This window comes from Simplicispira piscis (genome assembly GCF_054783455.1).
The window spans coordinates 35354-54445 of the sequence record NZ_BAAGQN010000017.1 but is presented as its reverse complement, the minus strand read 5'-3'; the positions used below and the strand labels follow the sequence as shown (position 1 = coordinate 54445).

Here is a 19092-nt window from a genome sequence, read left to right as displayed (position 1 = left end):
AGCGCCTGAAGTGCACCGCAGCACTTTTTAAGGGGCTCGTAGAGCATGAATGGCGAGGCTTCACGGCTTGCCGTGCGGATGGAAAATGCCGACTTGGCAGAGCATGGCAGCAGCGCCGTGCAGCAGTGAAACACGCCCTTGGGAAGGCCGCTGAAGTTCAGAGCCCCTCTGATCGCATCGCCTTCCACACAGCCAGCGCCTGCACAGTTTCACGCACATCGTGCACACGAACCACATGCGCACCGCGCTCCACGGCCAAAAGCGCCGCAGCGACGCTGGGAATCAAGCGCTGATCCACATCCAGTCCGGTCACTGCACCGAGCGACGATTTGCGGGACCACCCGGCCAGTAGCGGGTAGCAAAGTGCCAGCAATTCATCCTGGCGGGCCAACAGGGCAAAATTTTGCTCCACGGTTTTACCAAAACCGATTCCATAGTCGAGCACAATCCGCTGCCGATGAACCCCTAACGCCTGTAAATCAGACGCTGAGCGCTCCAAAAAGGTGAGCACTTGCGAAACGGCGTCTCCTTCCATCGGCGCAGTCTGCATGGTTTGGGGATCACGGTGCATGTGCATCAAACAGATGCCGCACGCAGGGTGGCGGGCCACCACTTGTGCGGCGCCTGGCTGGCGCAGCGCCCACACGTCGTTGACGATGTCAGCACCCAGGTCAAGTGCATGCTGCATCACTTCAGCCTTGCAGGTATCGATCGACACAGGCACGCCCAAATGCACCGCTTCGCGCAGCACGGGCAGAACACGGGCAAGCTCATCCTCTAACGCCACCGGAGGGCTGCCGGGCCGCGTCGATTCACCACCAATGTCCAAAATATCCGCCCCCTCGCGCACCAACTGCTCGCAATGGAGCAACGCCTGGCGGGCCGTGGCATGGCGCCCGCCGTCTGAAAAAGAGTCGGGCGTGGCGTTGACGATGCCCATGATCCGGGGCCGGGACAGGTCGATCGCAAAACGGGTGGTGTGCCAGATCATGTGCAGTGGTCAAAAATGCAAAAAAAAAACGGGGCACAAAGGCCCCGTTTTGACACCCACAGGCCCTTCAGGCCACAGTGGGTGCAGGATCGGTGCTCACGGCAGGTGTGCCACCCGTGGGGCCATCGCCCGACGGTGGAATACGCGGCGTCCAGTCCTTGGGCGGGCGCGGTGGCTTGCCTGCCATGATGTCGTCAAGCTGGTCGCTATCGATGGTTTCCCATTCCAGCAAGGCCTTGGCCATGGCGTGCATCTTGTCACTATTTTCTTCGATGAGCTTGCGTGCCAAGGCGTACTGCTCGTCGATGATCTTGCGCACTTCGTCGTCCACCTTCTGCATGGTGGACTCACTCATGGTGGTGGTCTTGGTGACCGAGCGCCCCAGGAACACTTCGCCTTCGTTCTCGGCATAAACCATCGGGCCCAGTGCATCAGTCATGCCGTAGCGTGTGACCATGTCGCGCGCAATGGAAGTCGCTCGCTCGAAGTCGTTGCTCGCGCCTGTAGTCATCTGGTGCATGAACACTTCTTCTGCGATACGGCCACCAAACAGCATGCTGATCTGATTCAGCATGAACTCCTTGTCATAGCTGTAGCGGTCTTGCGAGGGCAGGCTCATCGTCACGCCCAGGGCACGGCCACGCGGGATGATGGTGACCTTGTGCACCGGGTCGCATTTGGGGAGCAGCTTGCCAATCAGCGCGTGGCCGGACTCGTGGTAAGCCGTGTTGCGGCGCTCTTCCTCGGGCATGACCATGCTCTTGCGCTCGGGGCCCATGAGAATCTTGTCCTTGGCCTTTTCAAAGTCCTGCATCTCGACGGTGCGCGCATTGCGGCGCGCAGCCATCAAAGCGGCTTCGTTGCACAGGTTGGCCAGATCGGCGCCCGACATGCCGGGCGTACCACGGGCAATAACGCCCGGATTCACGTCCTGGCTCACCGGGATTTTGCGCATGTGCACATTCAGGATTTGCTCACGGCCACGGATGTCGGGCAGCGTGACATAGACCTGGCGGTCGAAGCGGCCCGGGCGCAGCAGGGCTGCATCCAAAATGTCGGGGCGGTTGGTTGCAGCCACCACGATCACACCCAGATTGGTCTCAAAGCCGTCCATCTCAACCAGCATCTGGTTGAGCGTTTGCTCGCGCTCGTCGTTGCCACCGCCCAGGCCAGCGCCACGCTGACGGCCCACGGCGTCGATCTCGTCGATGAAGATGATGCAGGGGGCGTTTTTCTTGGCGTTCTCGAACATGTCGCGCACACGCGCTGCGCCCACGCCAACGAACATCTCCACAAAATCAGAGCCCGAAATACTGAAGAAAGGCACCTTAGCCTCGCCAGCAATGGACTTGGCGAGCAGCGTCTTGCCGGTACCGGGAGGACCCACCAGCAGCAGGCCACGCGGAATGCGGCCACCGAGCTTTTGAAAACGCTGCGGGTCTTTCAGAAAGTCCACGACTTCCTTCACCTCTTCCTTGGCCTCGTCGCAACCGGCGACGTCGGCAAAGGTGACGGTGTTGTTGTTCTCGTCCATCATGCGTGCCTTGCTCTTGCCAAAGCTGAAGGCGCCGCCCTTGCCGCCGCCCTGCATCTGGCGCATGAAATACACCCACACGCCAATCAGCAGCAGCATAGGACCCCAGCTCACCAGCAGGGTCATCAGCAGCGAACCTTCTTCGCGTGGTTTGACGTCGAACTTGACGTTGTTGTTGATCAGGTCGCCCACCAAGCCCCGGTCAAGGTAAGTGGCCGTGGTGCGGAGACGGCGGTCGTCCTGGGTGACGGCCACAATCTCGGTGCCCCCCTGGCCTTCCTGGATGGTGGCGCTCTTGATGCGGTTGTTGCGCACTTCTTCCAGAAATTCCGAATAGCCGATATGGCCCGCAGCCCCTACAGCGCGGGTGTCGAACTGTTTGAACACGGTGAACAGCACCATGGCGATGACAAGCCATACGGCAACTTTTGAAAACCACTGATTGTTCAAGCGGAGCTCCGGTGAGGGTGGCGAAACGATTTCACGTTCTTAAATGGGACTGATTTTAGGCGTTTCAACCCGGCAAGGTTGGGCAATACCCCTTGGCACCCATTGGAAGATCAAGGGTTTACAAGAAAAAAAGCTGCACTGCCCCGCCCAAAGATCCTCAGGGTGATTTTTTCAGACCGATGCCGACCAGAAAGGTTTCCGACGATTTGTCGCGCGAAGCCTTGGGCTTGACGGGCTTGACCACCCGAAAAGTTTCGCGAAACAACTGCACCAACTCTGAATATCCTGCCCCATGGAACAGCTTGACGACCAGCGCCCCCTCGGGCCGCAAATGGGCACAAGCGAATTCCACCGCCAACTCCACCAGATGCGTAATGCGCGTGGCATCTGTCGATGCGATGCCCGTCAGGTTGGGCGCCATGTCCGACACCACCACGTCCACAGGACGGGCTTGCAAGGCAGCTTCCAGTTGCGCCAACACCTCGGGCTCACGGAAATCACCCTGCAGGTAAGTGACCCCCTCGATCGGCTCCATGGGCAGAAGGTCGAGCCCAATGATGCGGCCGTCGAGCGTACCTGCTGCCGCCCCGGCCGGGGAGAGTCGACGGCGTACGTACTGGCTCCAGGCCCCAGGCGCGCAGCCCAAATCCACCACGGTGGCACCGGGCCGCACCAAGCCAAACTGTTCATCGATCTCCTTGAGCTTGTAGGCCGCACGTGCGCGAAACCCCTCTTTTTGTGCCAATTTGACGTAGGTGTCGTTCACATGGTCGTTCAGCCATGCTTTGTTGATTTTTTTGCTCTGGGATTTGACTTTCATGCTTCTTTCGTCCTGCCTCGATAATACGGCCCATGCCCCAAATTGAACTCACCTCTGCCGAACGCCGCGAATACCGCGCCGAGGCCCACCATCTCAAGCCCGTCGTCCTCATTGGCGGCGATGGTTTGACGCCCGGCGTGCGCAAAGAAATCGACGCCGCGCTCAACGCCCATGGCCTGATCAAGATCCGTGTCTTCAGCGACGACCGTGCTGCGCGCGAGCTGATGTACCAGGAACTGGCCGCCGAATTGGGCGCAGCCCCCATCCAGCACATCGGCAAGCTGCTGGTGCTGTGGCGCCCGCAGCCCGAAAAAGTGAAGGCACCGGACGAAGACCGCATGCCGGGCCCGCGTGACGTCAAAGTGATGAAGTACAGCAAGCGCGGCGGCCAACGCCCCGAGATCAAGCAGTTGCGCGTGCTGGGAAACCAGCGCCTGACCTCTGGTGGTCAGGTCAAGCGCGCCAAAAAGCGCAAGCCGACCTCGGTAAAAAAGCGCCAAGCCAGCTGACGCGATGACCGGTACCGCCGCCACGGCGCGCCAGCGCCATGTCATCTGCATGAAATGGGGCACCAAATACGGGCCCGAATACGTCAATCGCCTCTATGCCATGGTGCGCCGCCATCTCAGCGGCGATTTCCATTTTGTCTGCCTGACGGACGATGCCGAAGGTATCCGCCCCGAGGTGCAATGCCTGCCCATCCCGCCATTGGACCTGCCCGCGGGTATTCCCGAGCGCGGCTGGAACAAGCTGGCCACTTTCACTGCCGATCTGCATGGTTTGCGCGGCACGGCACTGTTCCTGGATGTGGACGTGGTGGTCACCGGCAGCCTGGACGATTTCTTCACCCAACCGGGTGATTTTCTCATCATCCACGATTACAAACGCCCCTGGCGTATTACCGGCAACTCTTCGGTCTACCGGTTTGAACTGGGCGCGCACCCCGACGTTCTGGAATATTTTCGCGGGCATTTCAACGAAATTCGCCAGCAGTTCCGCAACGAACAAGCTTATCTGTCGGACTTCCTGCACAAGCAAGGCAAGCTGCAATACTGGCCAACCGAATGGTGCCCCAGCTTCAAGTACGACGGCATCCCCACCTGGCCGACCAATTACTGGAAACCACCTTTTGTTCCCGCAGGTGCGCGGGTGGTGATTTTCCATGGTGAATGCAATCCGCCAGACGCACTGGCAGGACGGCGCAACCGGCGCTTTCGCTTTATCCAGCCCGCCACCTGGGTGGCCGAGCACTGGCACGAGTAAGAGCGGAAAAAACCGTCCTCAGGCGGGCAGTGGCCGCGTCGGGCCGCGCAGCGTATGCCACAGGGTTGCCAGCGCACAGCCCCATTGCAGGGCGTACATGAGCGTCCCCACGCTGTGCCATAGCCGCAGATCCTGCCGCGCCACGATGCGTGGCGCCACGCCAAATTGCACCAAAAGCGCCAGCAGGAGGCCAAACACTATAAAAAGTGTAGCTTCTCGCGCCCATGGATAAAGCGTTACATCCCCTTTTGGCCTTGAAACCAGCAGCAAGAGCACGCAGCAGACCACGGACACCCAGGTCTGGGCCGCAAACAGCCGTGCCGCCATGCTGCCCGCCATGGCCGGCGTGGGCAGGTACACAAACAGCAAGGGCACAGCCAGAAAGCCAATGGCCCCCAGGCTTCCCCACCAGAGCGCAGCAAGCAGTGCAGGAAAACGGGCAGTCATGGCGCAGGCCTGGGCCGGTCAGACGTAGCTGACGCCCACGATTTCATAGCGACGAATACCACCCGGCGCCTGCACTTCGGCCGTGTCGCCCTCTTCCTTGCCGATGAGCGCACGCGCGATGGGACTGGAAATGTTGATCAACCCCAGCTTCAGGTCAGCCTCGTCCTCGCCCACGATCTGGTAGGTCACAGCGTCGCCCGTGTTTTCGTCTTCCAGCTCCACGGTCGCGCCAAAAACCACCTTGCCTTCGGCATCAATGCTGCCGGGGTCGATGATCTGCGCGGCCGACAGTTTGCCCTCGACGTCCTGGATACGCCCCTCAATGAAGCCTTGGCGGTCCTTGGCCGCTTCGTACTCGGCGTTTTCGCTCAAATCGCCCTGCGCGCGCGCCTCGGCAATCGCCGCTATGACCGCTGGACGATCTACAGTTTTGAGTCGATGCAGTTCGGCTTTAAGTTTCTCGGCGCCGCGCTTGGTAATGGGAATGGTGGCCATTCTCTCCGTCTCCATGGGTGTATAGGGGTGCCGCGCATTGCGCGACTGGTTCTGCGCGCCACAACGATGTGGCGACGCCCAAAAGCAAACCGCCGCACGTTGCCGCGCGGCGGTTTGGGTTCATGCGGCAATTATGCCGTGTTTGAAACCGGTCGCGAACCCCGCGGGGTTCGGCCTCCAGTTCTTAAGTCGCTGGTACGAATTCAGGCCTGCAGTTGTGCGTGCATCTCTTGCACAGAAATAACATCCAGTTGGTCCATGTGCTTCATACCCTCGACAGCGGCCTCGGCACCGAAAATGGTCGTAAAGGTGGTGACCCGTGCCTGCAGCGAACTGGTGCGGATGGCACGCGAGTCGGCAATGGCGTTGCGGCGCTCTTCCACCGTGTTGATGACCATGACGATTTCGTTGTTCTTGATCATGTCCACGATGTGCGGGCGCCCTTCGGTCACCTTGTTCACCACCTGCACTGGCACCCCGGCAGCGGCGATGGCAGCAGCCGTGCCCTTGGTGGCGACGAGCTCAAAGCCCAATTCCACCAATTGGCGCGCAATGTCCACGGCGCGCGCCTTGTCGGCGTTCTTCACCGTCAGGAACACCTTGCCCGAGGTCGGCAGTTTGGTGCCAGCGCCAAGCTGGCTCTTGACGAAGGCCTCGCCGAATGTCTTGCCCACGCCCATGACTTCGCCAGTGGACTTCATCTCGGGGCCCAGGATGGTGTCTACGCCCGGGAACTTGACGAACGGGAAGACGGCCTCTTTCACGCTGAAGTACGGCGGCGTCACCTCCTTGGTGATACCCTGGCTGGCCAGCGTCTGGCCTGCCATGCAGCGCGCGGCCACCTTGGCCAGCTGGATGCCCGTCGCCTTGCTGACGAACGGTACTGTGCGGGAGGCACGCGGGTTCACTTCCAGCACGTAGATGATGTCCTGGCCATCGACTTCCTGGATGGCGAACTGCACGTTCATCAGGCCCACCACACTCAGGCCCTCTGCCATGGCCGCTGTCTGGCGCTTGATTTCGTCCACCGTGGCCTTGGAGAGGTAGTACGGCGGCAGCGAGCACGCCGAATCGCCGCTGTGCACACCCGCCTGTTCAATGTGCTCCATCACGCCGCCAATAAAGACCTGGCCAGCCGTGTCGCGCACGCAGTCGACGTCGCATTCGATGGCATTGGAGAGGAAGCGGTCGAGCAGCACGGGCGAGTCGTGGCTGACCTTGACGGCTTCGCGCATGTAGCGCTCAAGGTCGCGCTGCTCGTGCACAATTTCCATGGCGCGACCACCCAGCACATAGCTCGGGCGCACCACCAAGGGGTAGCCCAGGGCCTCGGCTTTTTCCAGGGCCTCGGCCTCGGTGCGGGCCGTGGCGTTGGGCGGCTGGCGCAGGTTCAGCTTGCCCAGCAGTTGCTGGAAACGTTCACGGTCTTCTGCCGCATCGATCATGTCCGGGCTGGTGCCGATGATGGGCACACCTGCCGCTTCCAGGTCCAGCGCCAGCTTCAAAGGCGTCTGCCCGCCGTACTGCACGATGACGCCATGGGGCTTTTCCTTGTCGACGATCTCCAGCACATCTTCCAGCGTGACCGGCTCAAAGTACAGACGATCCGAGGTGTCGTAGTCGGTGGACACGGTTTCGGGGTTGCAGTTGACCATGATGGTCTCGTAGCCGTCCTCGCGCATGGCGAGCGCTGCGTGCACGCAGCAGTAGTCGAATTCGATGCCTTGACCAATGCGGTTGGGCCCGCCGCCCAGCACCATGATTTTTTTCTTGTCGGTCGGCTCCGCCTCGCACTCTTCCTCGTAGGTCGAGTACAGATAGGCCGTGTTGGTGGCAAACTCGGCCGCGCAGGTGTCCACCCGCTTGTAGACCGGGCGCACATTCAGTGCTCGGCGCTGGTCGCGCACGGCCTTTTCGGTGGTTTTGAGCAACTTGGCCAGACGCCGGTCAGAAAAACCTTTTTGTTTCAAAGTGCGCAGCTCGCTGGCATCCAGCGCCGCCAAGGCGCCCTCGCCTTTCTCGGCGGTCAGCTTGTCGATGTCAAGCTCGATTTTCACGATCTGCTCGATCTGCACCAGGAACCAGCGGTCGATCTTGGTCAGTTCAAACACCTCGTCCACCGACAGCCCCATGGCAAAGGCGTCACCCACGTACCAGATGCGCTCGGGGCCGGGCTCGCCCAGCTCCTTTTCCAGCACTTCGCGGTCCTGGGTTTTTTCGTTCATGCCATCCACGCCCACTTCCAGACCCCGCAGGGCCTTCTGGAAGGATTCCTGGAAGGTGCGACCCATGGCCATGACCTCGCCCACACTCTTCATCTGTGTGGTCAGGCGGCTGTCGGCTGCAGGGAATTTTTCGAAAGCAAATCGTGGAATCTTGGTGACCACGTAATCAATCGAAGGCTCGAACGACGCGGGCGTAGCACCACCCGTGATTTCGTTGCGCAGCTCGTCGAGCGTGTAGCCCACCGCCAGCTTGGCGGCTACCTTGGCAATCGGGAAGCCCGTGGCCTTGGACGCCAGCGCCGACGAGCGCGACACGCGCGGGTTCATTTCGATGACGATCATGCGGCCGTCTTTGGGATTGACGGCGAACTGCACGTTCGAACCGCCCGTATCCACACCAATCTCACGCAGCACCGCCAGGCTGGCGTTGCGCATGATCTGGTACTCCTTGTCGGTCAGCGTCTGCGCGGGTGCTACGGTGATCGAGTCACCAGTGTGCACGCCCATCGGGTCGAGGTTTTCGATCGAGCAAATGATGATGCAATTGTCCGCCTTGTCGCGCACCACTTCCATCTCAAACTCTTTCCAGCCCAGGAGCGATTCTTCAATCAGCAGCTCGTTGGTGGGCGAGGCTTCCAGGCCGCGCTTGCAGATGGTCTCGAACTCTTCGGGGTTGTAGGCAATACCACCACCGGTGCCGCCCAGCGTGAAACTGGGGCGGATGACGGTGGGAAAACCCAGGGTTTTCTGCACCGCCCAGGCTTCATCCATGTTATGGGCAATGCCGGAGCGCGCCGAATCCAGGCCGATGCGCGTCATCGCATCCTTGAACTTGAGGCGGTCTTCGGCCTTGTCGATGGCCTCGGGTGTGGCGCCGATCAGCTCCACCTTGTATTTGTGCAAAACCCCGTTACGCCAGAGATCCAACGCGCAGTTCAACGCGGTTTGCCCGCCCATGGTGGGCAGGATGGCGTCGGGGCGTTCCTTGGCGATGATTTTCTCGACCGTCTGCCAGGTGATGGGCTCGATGTAGGTGACGTCGGCCGTGGCCGGGTCGGTCATGATCGTCGCGGGGTTGCTGTTGATCAGGATGACCTTGTAGCCTTCTTCCCGCAGCGCCTTGCAGGCCTGCACGCCGGAGTAGTCGAACTCGCAGGCCTGCCCAATCACGATGGGGCCGGCGCCGATGATGAGAATGCTTTGAATGTCGGTGCGTTTTGGCATGGGAAATCAATGGTTGGGTTCGCTGGGCACGTCCGCCTCGGGTCGGCGGCGGTGCAGGTGCGCAAGCAAGACGGCGGCACGTTCGGCGGGCAGATTCTTCTGCATCAGCTGCAGCAGGCCATCGCCCTGCACAAGCGGGCTGAGCACCTCGGTCTCGGCCTCATGGAACGTCACATCCCATTCGGCCAGTGTTTCTTCGAACGTGGCGTCGTCCCAGGTCTTGCCTTTGGCGATCAGGGTGACGAGCGGAAGCGCCTTGCGTTCCACAAATGCCTTGCGATACGGTTTTTGTTGCCAGCGTTCGCCGAACCACTCGCGATGGTTCGGAGCCAGGCTCAGAATGCGCTTGTGGATCGCCTTCTCAAGCGCTGCAGCAGGAAAGCTGAAGAGCTTCATGCCGCAGTGGCCTTGGTGCGCGCATCACGCATGGTGTCGACAAACCGGTCAAACAGCCCATCAATGTCGGAGGTACCGGGAGAGGCCTCCGGGTGGCCCTGAAAACTGAAGGCGGGACGGTCGGTGTACTCCAGCCCCTGCAACGAGCCGTCGAACAGGCTCAGGTGCGTTGCCCGCACCTGCGCGGGCAACGAGTCAAGCTGCACTGCAAAACCGTGGTTCTGGCTGGTGATGCTCACGCGCCCGGTGACAAGCTCTTCCACAGGATGGTTGGCGCCATGGTGGCTGTTGTCCATCTTGAACGTGCTCGCGCCCGCCGCCAGCGCCATGATCTGGTGGCCCAGGCAAATGCCGAAGGTGGGCTTGCCCGTTTCGAGCAGCGTGCGCACCGCCTCAATGGCGTAGGTACAAGGCGCTGGATCGCCGGGCCCGTTGGAGAGAAAGATGCCGTCGGGCTGCAGCGCGAGCACCTGCGCAGCAGGCGTCTGTGCCGGCACCACGGTGACCTTGCAACCGCGCTCGGCCAGCATGCGCAGGATGTTGTATTTGACGCCGAAATCGTAGGCCACAACGTGATATTTCGGCGCCGTCTGCACGCCGTAGCCACTGCCCAGCGTCCATTCGGTCTGCGTCCACTCGTAAGATTTTTCGGTCGTCACCACCTTGGCGAGGTCAAGACCTGCCATGGAAGGTGCGCCGCGCGCGGCGGCAATCGCCTGGTCAATGCGCTCCTGCGTCACCGATTCACCCACTGCGAGGCCGACGATGGCACCATTTTGCGCACCCTTGTCGCGCAGCAGGCGGGTGAGCTTGCGCGTGTCGATGTTGGCGATGGCCACGGTGCCTTCGCGCACCAGGTACTCGGGCAGGATCGCGGTAGCGCGGAAGTTGCTGACAAGCAGCGGCAGGTCTTTGATGACAAGGCCTGCAGCCTGGACTTTCGGGGATTCGACGTCCTCCGTGTTGACACCGTAGTTGCCGACATGCGAGACCGTGAGGGTCACGATCTGCTGGCAGTAACTGGGGTCCGTGAGGATTTCCTGATAGCCGGTCATGGAGGTGTTGAACACCACCTCACCGACGGTGGAGCCAACGGCTCCAATCGAATTGCCGATAAAGACCGTGCCGTCTGCGAGCGCCAGAATGGCGGGCGGGAATGTTCCCTGTAGAGACAAAAGCACTGGGTTCTCCGGATGGTTACGGTCGCCCGGCGCCTGCAGGCCCGCTGCATCAAATGCCTGCGGCTGCTCTCAGATGGGTTATTGCTTTGGGTGCGGTCGGGCGACGCTGTTGCGAGAAAAGCCCTTGATTATAGCGCTGCGCTTCTGGGTACGCACCGACGCAGATTCCGCAAGAACTTGTCACGCAAGCACATGTTCCGTGTGTTGCAAGCAGCAGCGACGCACCTGGCCTGTCGGACTTGGGAATCGTCGGCTGCCCATCGGCCCCAGCCCGACAGGCTAGGCCAGGTGCACTGCCAGTGTGCATCGTGCATGAAGATTCGCGTGGCAAACAGCCCAGTAGCCTTCTGCAGTACCGGAAAAATACGCCCGACCAAGGCGATTTTGTGCGCAACCAATAACACCATGGGCGCTTTTTCAGCGCATGGCACCGCTGGCGTGCAGGCAGATGGCCGCTGCAGCCGCCACATTCAACGACTCTTCTCCTCCGGGCTGCGCAATGCGAATGCGCAGGGCGGCCCTCTCCTCCAAAGCAGCAGAAACACCCTGCCCTTCGTGCCCCATGACCCAGGCGCAGGGCCAGGGCAGTTCGGCGCGGTGCAGGAAGTCGCCTTCGTGCACATGGGTCACCAAGATCGGCACCCTGAGTGGCCCAAGGTCTTCAAGGCCCGCTGCTTCGATCAGGTTCAGCGCGAAATGCGCGCCCATGCCTGCCCGCAAAACCTTGGGCGACCACAGGGCGGCACTGCCCTTGAGGGCAATCACCTGCCTGAAACCAAACGCAGAGGCGCTGCGCAGGATGGAACCCACGTTGCCTGCGTCCTGGACGCGGTCGAGCACCACGGTCGCCTCGTCCGGCTGCAGAGCCGTACCAACAGGCACATCGATGATGAAGCCCATCTGGGCCGGTGACTCCAGGCCGCTGATGTCGGTAAACAAGGCATCGGCGAGCACTATTGATTTACTAGCTGCTTGCGCCCATTCCACGGACGCTAGAGGCCAAAAAGACTCAGAAAAAACCGCGATCGACACGGTTTGTCCACGCGCCAGCGCCGCACGGCAGAGGTGATCACCCTCCAGCCAGACGCGGCCTTGCTTGCGATACGCCGTGGTGTCCTGCGCCAGGCGCCGCAGATCCTTGACGAAAGTGTTGTCCCGGGAATGGATAACAACCACGGAGGGCGAAGTCATCGGCACACCGCTTCACGCAGGTTCAGCGCAACAGGCGCAAACGAGCGCCGGTGGTGCATGCACGCGCCATGCTCCTGCAGGGCGGCCATGTGCGCAGCGGTGCCATAGCCTTTGTGCCCGGCAAACCCGTATTGTGGAAACTCTGCGTGCACCTGCGCGCACCAGCGGTCACGGTGCACCTTGGCCAGAATGGATGCCGCCGAGATGGCGGGGACCAACGCATCGCCCTTGACGATGGCCTCGGCCGGCATATCGAGTCGGGGCAGTCGGTTGCCATCCACGAGCACCAAGGCCGGTTTAAGGCGCAGCCCCATCACGGCCCGCTGCATGGCCAGCAGCGTCGCCTGCAGAATGTTGAGGCGGTCGATCTCTTCCACGGAAGCCTCGGCAATGCTGCAGCACAGCGCCTTGGCACGGATTTCGTCGTAGAGCTTTTCGCGCCGCAGCGGCGTGAGCTTCTTGGAATCTGCCAACCCGGCAATCGGGCGCAAATCATCCAGAATCACTGCAGCGGCCACCACCGGGCCGGCCAATGGGCCACGGCCGGCCTCATCCACCCCGGCCATCAGGCCGGAGGGATGCCATGGCAGGCAGGCTTGTTCAGACCGTGGTGGCAAGGACTTTCTGGATGGCATCGGCGGCCAGTTGAGGGGTGTTGCGCCGCAAGGTTTCATGCAGCAAGGTAAAGCGCTGGTGCAGCGCCATCATGCGTCCAGGGTCGTGTTTCAGCGCATCAAACCACTGCAGCACTGCGGCTGCCAGTGCCTGCGGCGTGGCATCGTCCTGAAGGAGTTCGGGCACCACAAAATCATTGCACAGAATATTGGGCAGCCCCACCCAGGGCTGTAACTGCTTGCGGCGCATCAGCCGCCAGCTCAGGGGGTGCATGCGGTAGCCAATGACCATGGGGCGCTTGAACAGCGCTGCTTCCAGGGTGGCGGTGCCGCTGGCAATCAGCGTCACATCACAAGCCGCCAACGCGGTGTGGGACTGGCCAGGAATGACCTGCAGCACATGGCCCAGACCGCAGTCGCGCGCCGCTTGTTCGATGCGACTCTGCAGCGCAGGTACTGCGGGAACTATCATTTTAATAGCTGGTAGCGCTTGATGGATAAGCGCTGCAGCCTCAAAAAACCTTGGAGTGATGTACTGCACCTCGGCCGAGCGACTCCCGGGCAGGATGGCCAGCACGGCACCACTGTCCTGCAAGCCCAGTTGGGCGCGGGCCGCGCTGCGATCGGGCGCCATGGGAATCACACCTGCCAGAGGGTGGCCCACATAGGTGGCTGCAATGCCATGGCGTTCGAGCAGCGCGGGCTCGAACGGGAAGATGCACAACACATGGTCGGCCGCACGGCGGATTTTCTCAACGCGATCGGCGCGCCAGGCCCAGATCGATGGGCAGACAAAATGCACGGTCTTGATGCCCGCAGCGCGCAGATCCGCTTCGAGGCCCAGGTTGAAATCAGGGGCATCAACACCGATGAACACACCCGGGCGCTCACGCAGCAGGCGGGCCCGCAACTGGCGGCGGATATGGATGATTTCACCCAACCGCCGCAGCAACTCAAAGCTGTAGCCATGCACCGCCAGTTTTTCGCTGGGCCACCAGGCTTCAAAGCCCCGGCGGGCCATCTGCGGGCCACCAATGCCATGGCTGGAGAGGCCGGGCCACACATCGCGCAAGCCGTCCAGCAGCAACCCGGCCAACAGATCACCCGAGGTTTCGCCCGCCACCAGGGCGACGCGGGGGCTGTGCTCCATGGCCGTCAGCGCACGATGCCGCGTGTGGAGGCATCGAGAAACGCCAGCAGCAGAGCAATGTCGGCTACGGCCTGTGCATTGGCTTGGGTGCTCGCCAATTCGGCAATCGCGGTGCGCGAGGCTTCCAGCGTGAGACCCTGGCGGTACAGCAGACGGTGCATCTGCCGGATGGCGGCCAACCGATCAGCCGAGAAACCGCGCCGACGCAATCCCTCCAGGTTCAGGCCGCGCACGGTCAGGGGATTGCCATCGACCATCATGTAAGGCGGCACATCCTGCGAAATATGGCTACCAAAGCCCGCCATAACATGGGCACCAATCTTGACGAACTGGTGCACTCCCGTCAGCCCACCGATGATGGCCTGGTCACCCACCTGCACATGGCCGGCCAGCGTCGCATTGTTGGCCAGAATGGTCTGGTGGCCCACCACACAGTCGTGCGCAATGTGGACATAAGCCATGACCCAGTTGTCGTTGCCCACCGTGGTGACCCCCCGGTCCTGCACGGTGCCGGTGTTGACGGTACAAAACTCGCGAAAGGTATTGCGATCGCCAATGCGCAGTTCGGTGGGCTCGCCTGCGTATTTCTTGTCCTGCGGAGCAGCGCCCAGCGAGACGAACTGGTAGATGCGGTTGTCCTGGCCAATGGTAGTCCGGCCTTCGATCACGCAGTGCGGCCCCACCGTAGTGCCCGCGCCAATGCTGACATGCGGGCCAATGACGGCATAGGGCCCCACCGTGGCAGTGGTATCGATGCGTGCCTGGGCATCGACAACGGCAGTGGGGTGGATGTTATTCACGGCGTACCGCGCTCCTTCAGCCCACGGCGCGCATGGTGCACATGAGTTCGGCTTCGCAGGCCACCTCCTCGCCTACCCGGGCCACACCCTTGAACTTCCAGATGCCGCCACGCACGCGGTCGATGGTGATGTCCAGGACCAGTTGATCGCCTGGTTCAACGGGGCGTTTGAAACGAGCCCCGTCGATGCCCACAAAATAGTAGATATTGTTTTCGTCCGGTACCTGGCCCATCGCATCGAAGGCCAGCAAGCCCGCCGCCTGGGCCAGAGCCTCCAGGATCAACACCCCTGGCATGACAGGATGCCCCGGGAAATGCCCCATGAAGTAAGGCTCGTTGAACGTGACGTTCTTGATGGCCCTGATGCGCTGGTTGCGCTCGAGTTCAAGCACCTTGTCCACCAGCAGAAAGGGATAGCGGTGGGGTAGTTGCTTGAGAATTGCGTGAATATCCATCATGGGCGTTCAATCTTGTTGTTCTGTAGAAGGCTTTCGAGGGCCTTGATACGCTCGCGCAGGCTATGCAACTGCTTGAGCGTGGCAGCGTTTTTTTCCCAGCGTGCATTGTCGTCGATGGGGAACATCCCTGTGTACTGACCGGGTCGTGTCAACGACCGCGTCACCGTCGTGGAGGCCGATACGTGCACATGGTCCGCCAGCGTCAAGTGCCCCAGCACGATGCCGCCACCGCCGACAGTGCAGTGGGCGCCGATCGTGGCGCTGCCGGCCACGCCAACACAGCCAGCCATGGCCGAATGTCGGCCAATATGCACGTTGTGGCCAATTTGAACCAGGTTGTCGAGCTTGACGCCGTCTTCGATCACGGTGTCCTGCAGCGCACCACGGTCAATGCAGGTGTTGGCACCAATCTCCACATCGTCACCAATGCGCACGGCGCCCAGCTGCTCGATCTTGACCCAGGTTCCGCCCTCGGGCGCAAAACCAAAGCCATCGGCGCCAATGACCACGCCAGCATGCACGATGCAGCGCTCTCCGATATGACAGTCTTCACCCAGTGTGACGCGCGACTTGAGCACCGTACCCGCACCGATGCGGGCGCCGCGCTCGATCACGCACAAGGGCCCCACCCAAGCCGTGGCATGCACCTGGGCCTCGCTGTGTACAACAGCGCTGGGGTGCACCCCCGGCAACACCGGCGGCGCATGCCGCTTACGCCAGAGCTGCGTGGCCCGGGCGAAATAGGCATAAGGATCATCAGCCACAATGCAGGTGCCCCGCGCCATCGCGACCTCGCGCATTGCAGGCGCCACAATGACACAGGCCGCCTGGGAGGCGGCCAGTTGCTGCTGGTAGCGCGGATTGCTGAGAAAACTCAACTCCTGCGCTTGTGCTGCCTCCAGCGGGGCCAGCCGGGTGATCTCGGTGCCGGGATCACCCTCCAGCGTTCCACCCAGTGCCTCGATGAACTCGGCCAGGCGCAAACTCACGCGACGTCCACCTTGTGGCTGCTGTAGTTACTTGGTAGGCGCAGCATTCAGCGCTTTGATCACCTTGTCGGTGATATCGTGCTTGGGACTGATGTAGACGGCTTGGTCCACGATGATGTCGTATTTTTCTTGCTCAGCCAGCTGCTTGACGATCTTGTTGACGCGATCACTCATCTGGTTGAGTTCTTCATTCTTGCGGGAATTCAGATCTTCCTGGAATTCGCGGCGCTTGCGTTGAAAGTCACGGTCCTGGTCCACCAACTGACGCTGGCGCGTCTGTCGCTGGCTCTCGGACAGCGTGGGAGCATCGCGCTCGAATTTTTCGGTGGCCGACTTCAGGGTCGCGCCCAGATCATTGATTTCCTTGTCGCGGCGGGAGAATTCTTGCTCCAGCTTGGCCTGCGCCGCCTTGGCCGTGTTGGCCTCGCGGAAGACGCGATCAGTCTGGAGGAAACCCGCCTTGAATTCCTGCGCTTGCACAGGGAGCGCAGCACCAAAAGAACCCAGCAGTATCGCCAAGGCGATGGGACGAGAAAAATGTGTCATTAGAAGGATGTTCCGATCTGGAATTGCAGTTCTTGGATTCTATCGCCAGCAAACTTACGCACAGGCTTGGCGTAAGCCAGGCGCAATGGGCCCAGTGGCGAAATCCAGCTCAGCCCGATGCCCACGGAAGCGCGCATTTCGCTCAGGCGCATTTTTTCGCCGTCGCCATACACGTTGCCCACGTCGAGGAAAGTAAAGACGCGCAATGTCCGGTCATTACCAGCTCCCGGGAACGGAGCGATGAGTTCGGTATTGAAAGTAAGCTTCTTGGGACCGCCCAACGAAGCCCCGGTAACGTCGCGCGGGCCCAGGGTTCCCTGGTCAAAACCACGCACCGAGCCCAGGCCACCCGAGTAGAAGTTCTTGAATACCGGGAACGGCCTGCCGCCCATGCCCTTGCCCAGGCCTACCTCGCCATTGAAAGCCAGGGTGAATTTTTTGCTCAGGGGCACATACTGCTGGTACTGGTAATTGGCGCGCACATAACGCGCGTCTCCCGCCACCGACCAATCCGTATTGAGCCGCTGGTAGCGGCCCGTGTTGGGTGCCAGTGCGCTGTCACGGCTATCACGCGACCAGCCAATGGTGAGCGGCACCGCTGAACTGGATGCACCGTAGCGATCTGCATAGCTAAGGTAAGCCGCCGGGATGTTGGTGCCGGCCTTGATGCGGGTTTGCTCCAGGGCACCACCAAAAAAGACCGTGTCGGTCTCGCTGAACGGCACGCCAAAACGGATACCAGCCCCGGTGGTGATGAGCTCGTAATTGCCGCCCTGGTCCTCGTAGGGTTTGTCAGAGCGGTAATACAGATCCAGGGTGCGCGAGATACCGTCCTTGGTGAAATACGGATCGGTGGTGCTGAACACCAGCGTACGCTTGAACTTGCTGGTGTTCAGGTCTACACCCAAATAATTGCCCGAGCCAAAAATGTTTTCCTGCTTGATTGCGAAGGAAAAAGATATTTTTTCTGCACTGGAAAAACCTGCTCCTAGCTGCAGGGAACCCGTAGGCTTTTCGGCCACGGTGATCAAGAGGTCCACCTGGTCGGGCGCACCGGGAACCTCCAGCGTCTCGATGTTGACCTCGGTGAAATAACCAAGACGATCCACGCGATCGCGGGAGATGCGGATTTTTTCTCCGTCGTACCACGAGGCCTCGTACTGCCGGAACTCGCGCCGGATCACTTCGTCGCGGGTGCGGTCATTGCCTGCCACACTGATGCGGCGCACATAGGCGCGGCGCACGGGTTCGGCCTGCAGCACCAGGGCTACGCGGCCATTTTCGCGGTCGATCTCAGGAACGGCTTCGATGCGTGCAAACGCAAAACCAAAATTACCGAAATGCTCGGAGAACGCCTTGGTGGTTTCTGCCACCTGGTCGGCGTTGTAGGGTTCGCCGGGACGAATGGTGACCAGTGACTTGAATTCGTCTTCGCGTTCCAGGAAATTGCCTTCGAGCTTGACACTCGACACGACGAACCGCTCGCCTTCGGTGACGTTGACCGTGATGGAGATGTCCTGCTTGTCTGGAGAAATCGCTACCTGGGTCGAATCAATGCGGAATTCCAAATATCCCCGCTGCAGGTAGTACGAGCGCAAGGTCTCCAGGTCGGCATTGAGTTTGGTGCGCGCATAGCGATCCGACTTGGTATACCAGCTCAACCAGCCGCCGGTATCCTGGTCAAACAGGCCTTTGAGCGTAGACTCGCTGAACGCCTTGTTGCCAACAATGCGGATGTCCTTGATGCGCGCTGTATCCCCCTCCACCACCGAAAAGGTGAGGTTGACGCGGTTGCGCTCGATGGGCGTGACGGTGGTGATCACCTCGGCGCCATAGAAGCTCTTGTTGATGTACTGGCGCTTGAGTTCCTGCTCGGCGCGATCGGTGAGCGCCTTGTCGTACGGACGGCCATCGGTCAGGCCGATGTCGCGCATGGATTTTTTGAGCACGTCCTTGTCGAATTCACGCGAGCCGACAAAATCGACGTCGGCAATCGTGGGGCGCTCCTCGACCACCACCACCAGGACGCCCCCCGTCGCTTCAAGGCGTACATCCTTGAACAAGCCCAGACCAAACAACGCGCGAATGGCAGCGGCCCCCTTGTCGTCGTTGTACTCATCGCCCACACGCAAGGGCATGGAGGAAAAAACGGTTCCGGGCTCCACGCGCTGCAGGCCCTCCACACGAATATCCTGCACCTTGAAAGGTTCCAGGGCCCACGCGGCCTGGGCAGCAAAAATCATGGCAGCGACAGCTGTCACGGTGCGTGCACCGAAGCGATTGATATGTTTTTTCATGAATGAAGCCGGTGCCACCAAT

At 61.0% G+C, this 19092-nt stretch carries 18 protein-coding genes; 2 read left to right on the top strand and 16 right to left on the bottom strand.

Annotated elements, in window-relative coordinates:
• Positions 1 to 157: 157 nt before the first annotated feature.
• The 3 genes from folP to ACYVOC_RS12925 all read right to left on the bottom strand — a co-directional run bounded on the left by folP (position 158) and on the right by ACYVOC_RS12925 (position 3795).
• Positions 158 to 991 carry a dihydropteroate synthase gene (gene folP / locus ACYVOC_RS12935; RefSeq protein WP_461162080.1) on the bottom strand — a complete coding sequence of 278 codons (834 nt, stop codon included), beginning with the start codon at positions 989 to 991 and terminating at the stop codon, positions 158 to 160.
• A gap of 67 nt (positions 992 to 1058) precedes the next feature.
• Positions 1059 to 2975, bottom strand: a complete 1917-nt coding sequence (gene ftsH, locus ACYVOC_RS12930) for an ATP-dependent zinc metalloprotease FtsH (RefSeq protein ID WP_116004113.1) — start codon at positions 2973 to 2975, stop codon at positions 1059 to 1061.
• A gap of 157 nt (positions 2976 to 3132) precedes the next feature.
• Positions 3133 to 3795, bottom strand: coding sequence for an RlmE family RNA methyltransferase (locus tag ACYVOC_RS12925; protein ID WP_461162079.1), 663 nt, complete (start codon positions 3793 to 3795; stop codon positions 3133 to 3135).
• 32 nt (positions 3796 to 3827) lie between these two features.
• Between ACYVOC_RS12925 and ACYVOC_RS12920 the strand changes: the two genes are divergently transcribed.
• Together ACYVOC_RS12920 and ACYVOC_RS12915 are read left to right on the top strand one after the other, a co-directional pair.
• On the top strand, positions 3828 to 4304 hold the full coding sequence (locus ACYVOC_RS12920) for a YhbY family RNA-binding protein (protein ID WP_461162078.1): 477 nt from the start codon (positions 3828 to 3830) through the stop codon (positions 4302 to 4304).
• Positions 4305 to 4308: 4 nt separating this feature from the next.
• Complete coding sequence (locus ACYVOC_RS12915; RefSeq protein WP_116004116.1) at positions 4309 to 5058, top strand: glycosyltransferase; 750 nt, start codon at positions 4309 to 4311, stop codon at positions 5056 to 5058.
• An 18-nt stretch (positions 5059 to 5076) separates the two neighbouring features.
• Here ACYVOC_RS12915 and ACYVOC_RS12910 read toward each other — a convergent pair whose 3' ends face one another.
• From ACYVOC_RS12910 to bamA, 13 genes are all read right to left on the bottom strand, one after another.
• Entirely contained in the window at positions 5077 to 5505 is a 429-nt protein-coding gene (locus tag ACYVOC_RS12910) for a DUF4149 domain-containing protein (RefSeq protein WP_116004117.1), read from the bottom strand.
• Between the two features lie 18 nt (positions 5506 to 5523).
• Positions 5524 to 6000, bottom strand: coding sequence for a transcription elongation factor GreA (gene greA / locus ACYVOC_RS12905; protein ID WP_116004118.1), 477 nt, complete (start codon positions 5998 to 6000; stop codon positions 5524 to 5526).
• Positions 6001 to 6203: 203 nt separating this feature from the next.
• Positions 6204 to 9449 (bottom strand): carbamoyl-phosphate synthase large subunit, encoded by a 3246-nt coding sequence (gene carB, locus ACYVOC_RS12900; protein WP_461162077.1) that lies wholly within the window; start codon positions 9447 to 9449, stop codon positions 6204 to 6206.
• Positions 9450 to 9455: 6 nt separating this feature from the next.
• A complete protein-coding gene (locus ACYVOC_RS12895) occupies positions 9456 to 9845 on the bottom strand; it encodes a hypothetical protein (RefSeq protein WP_461162076.1) in 390 nt (129 codons plus the stop codon).
• Complete coding sequence (gene carA, locus ACYVOC_RS12890; protein WP_461162075.1) at positions 9842 to 11026, bottom strand: glutamine-hydrolyzing carbamoyl-phosphate synthase small subunit; 1185 nt, start codon at positions 11024 to 11026, stop codon at positions 9842 to 9844. The genes ACYVOC_RS12895 and carA overlap by 4 nt, the downstream gene beginning before the upstream one ends.
• A gap of 417 nt (positions 11027 to 11443) precedes the next feature.
• A complete protein-coding gene (locus ACYVOC_RS12885) occupies positions 11444 to 12217 on the bottom strand; it encodes a TrmH family RNA methyltransferase (RefSeq protein WP_461162074.1) in 774 nt (257 codons plus the stop codon).
• The gene (gene rnhB / locus ACYVOC_RS12880; RefSeq protein WP_461162073.1) at positions 12214 to 12852 is read right to left on the bottom strand and encodes a ribonuclease HII; all 639 of its coding nucleotides are present in this window, start codon (positions 12850 to 12852) and stop codon (positions 12214 to 12216) included. The genes ACYVOC_RS12885 and rnhB overlap by 4 nt, the downstream gene beginning before the upstream one ends.
• Positions 12818 to 13981, bottom strand: coding sequence for a lipid-A-disaccharide synthase (lpxB, locus tag ACYVOC_RS12875; RefSeq protein ID WP_461162072.1), 1164 nt, complete (start codon positions 13979 to 13981; stop codon positions 12818 to 12820). Before lpxB ends, rnhB begins: the two co-directional genes overlap by 35 nt.
• Positions 13982 to 13986: 5 nt before the next feature.
• Positions 13987 to 14781, bottom strand: a complete 795-nt coding sequence (gene lpxA, locus ACYVOC_RS12870) for an acyl-ACP--UDP-N-acetylglucosamine O-acyltransferase (RefSeq protein ID WP_461162071.1) — start codon at positions 14779 to 14781, stop codon at positions 13987 to 13989.
• A 16-nt stretch (positions 14782 to 14797) separates the two neighbouring features.
• Positions 14798 to 15238: a 3-hydroxyacyl-ACP dehydratase FabZ gene (gene fabZ, locus ACYVOC_RS12865; protein WP_116004125.1), complete on the bottom strand. Its 441-nt coding sequence runs from the start codon at positions 15236 to 15238 to the stop codon at positions 14798 to 14800.
• Complete coding sequence (gene lpxD, locus ACYVOC_RS12860; protein WP_461162070.1) at positions 15235 to 16227, bottom strand: UDP-3-O-(3-hydroxymyristoyl)glucosamine N-acyltransferase; 993 nt, start codon at positions 16225 to 16227, stop codon at positions 15235 to 15237. Before lpxD ends, fabZ begins: the two co-directional genes overlap by 4 nt.
• Before the next feature lie 27 nt (positions 16228 to 16254).
• Positions 16255 to 16773, bottom strand: a complete 519-nt coding sequence (locus ACYVOC_RS12855; RefSeq protein ID WP_116004127.1) for an OmpH/Skp family outer membrane protein — start codon at positions 16771 to 16773, stop codon at positions 16255 to 16257.
• A complete protein-coding gene (gene bamA, locus ACYVOC_RS12850) occupies positions 16773 to 19070 on the bottom strand; it encodes an outer membrane protein assembly factor BamA (RefSeq protein WP_461162069.1) in 2298 nt (765 codons plus the stop codon). Before bamA ends, ACYVOC_RS12855 begins: the two co-directional genes overlap by 1 nt.
• Positions 19071 to 19092 lie beyond the last annotated feature (22 nt).